This window comes from Mesorhizobium sp. M7A.F.Ca.ET.027.03.2.1, assembly GCF_003999175.1.
GTDB lineage: Bacteria > Pseudomonadota > Alphaproteobacteria > Rhizobiales > Rhizobiaceae > Mesorhizobium.
In genome coordinates this window covers 1-1,417 of the sequence record NZ_RZOM01001317.1, presented here as the reverse complement: position 1 = coordinate 1,417, position 1,417 = coordinate 1, and the positions used below count along the sequence as shown (strand labels likewise).

Below are 1,417 nucleotides of genomic sequence, written 5' to 3'. Positions count from 1 at the left end.
GACGAGATCTGGTCGCGTCAGGCCCGTTGGGCGCGCCTGCGCCGCGTCACTTTCCCGCTGTTCTTCGCACCCGAAATCCTGACCGGCGCCGTGGTGCCGCTGGTGCTTGCCCTGATTGCAGCGGCCAGTGCCGGCTTCAGCCTCTGGGCAACCGCCCTTGCCGTACTGGTGGCCTTCTACTTTCCGGAGTGCGCCCTGGCCTGGTCCAAGGGCTGGTACCTGTCGCCACGCATGGTCGCAGCGATCATGGCGCGCGACCTGATCCTGCCGGCGATGTGGGCGCGCGGCTGGCTCGGCGGCGCCGTCGACTGGCGCGGCAATGCGATGACCATCGGCACCAAGACGGCCGAGCTGGAAGAGACGCCGTCCGGCGCCTGAAGGCGTCAGCTAGGTTTGACCGCTGGAATGATTATCGTATATACGGAAATGTTGCGTTAGGCTCTATTTTTGTGTATACATAATTTATGGGAACGCACCGGCGGCGATGCAGTTCGAGTGGGATGAAAACAAGGCCAGGACGAACAGGGCCAAGCATGGCGTGGATTTTGCGATCGCACCATCCTTCGACTTCGCCAACGCCGCTATCAGGCTCGACGACAGCGAGGACTTTGGCGAGGACCGCCTCGTTGCCATCGGTCTGATCGGAACTGGCGTCCATGTGATGGTTTATGTCGAGCGACGATACGCCATCCGCGTTATTTCGCTGCGCAAGGCCACAAGGCAGGAAATTACGGACTATGTCGAAAACCTCTAAGACGATCGTACGCCGTGAGGCTGCTGCGCCCCAGCTGTCACGTGCTGACGCTTTGGCGTTGGCCAAAAAGGCGCTTGCCGCGATGACCGACGAAGAAGATGCCAAGATCACCGCTGCGGCCGAAGCCGATCCGGATGCGCAGCCAACCGATGCCGTTTCGCGCCGCAAGGTTGGCCGGCCGCCGCTTGCCCGGCCCAAACGTGCCGTACAGCTACGCCTCGACGCCGACGTTCTCGACCGCTTCAAGGCCGCTGGCGATGGCTGGCAGACCCGCATGAACGAAGTGCTGCGCAAGGCGGTCGGCCTGTAATCCTGCGACGACGCTCGCGCGCTACCTGGCCTTCAGCGCCTGCGCGATGTCCTCGAGCAGATCGTCGGTGTCCTCCAGCCCGACCGAAAGCCTGAGCGTGCCCGGCCCGATGCCGAGTTCGGCGCGCGCCTCGTCGCTCAAATTCTTGTGCGTCGTCGTCGCCGGGTGGGTGATCAGGCTCTTGGCGTCACCGAGATTGTTGGAGATCAAGACGATGTCGAGCGCGTTCTGCAAGGCGAAGGCCGCCTGCTTGCCGCCCTTGACGTCGAGGCAGATCAGCGTCGAGCCGCCCGACATCTGCTTCTTGACGATATCGGCCTGCGGATGGTCGGCGCGCCCGGGATAGATGACGC

The 1,417-nt window shown here is 63.3% G+C and carries 3 protein-coding genes and 1 pseudogene; 3 read left to right on the top strand and 1 reads right to left on the bottom strand.

What is annotated here, in order from left to right; all coding sequences use genetic code 11:
• The 3 genes and pseudogenes from EN750_RS34220 to EN750_RS34210 all read left to right on the top strand — a co-directional run.
• Window positions 1-378, top strand: a pseudogene (locus tag EN750_RS34220) (ceramide glucosyltransferase); the annotation flags it as partial.
• Window positions 379-484: 106 nt separating this feature from the next.
• Complete coding sequence (locus EN750_RS34215) at window positions 485-754, top strand: BrnT family toxin (RefSeq protein WP_127399269.1); 270 nt, start codon at window positions 485-487, stop codon at window positions 752-754.
• Between the two features lie 82 nt (window positions 755-836).
• Window positions 837-1,064: a BrnA antitoxin family protein gene (locus tag EN750_RS34210; RefSeq protein WP_127272043.1), complete on the top strand. Its 228-nt coding sequence runs from the start codon at window positions 837-839 to the stop codon at window positions 1,062-1,064.
• 21 nt (window positions 1,065-1,085) lie between these two features.
• Here EN750_RS34210 and EN750_RS34205 read toward each other — a convergent pair.
• On the bottom strand, window positions 1,086-1,417 hold a 332-nt coding region (locus EN750_RS34205; RefSeq protein WP_189526672.1), incomplete at its 5' end, for a PLP-dependent transferase.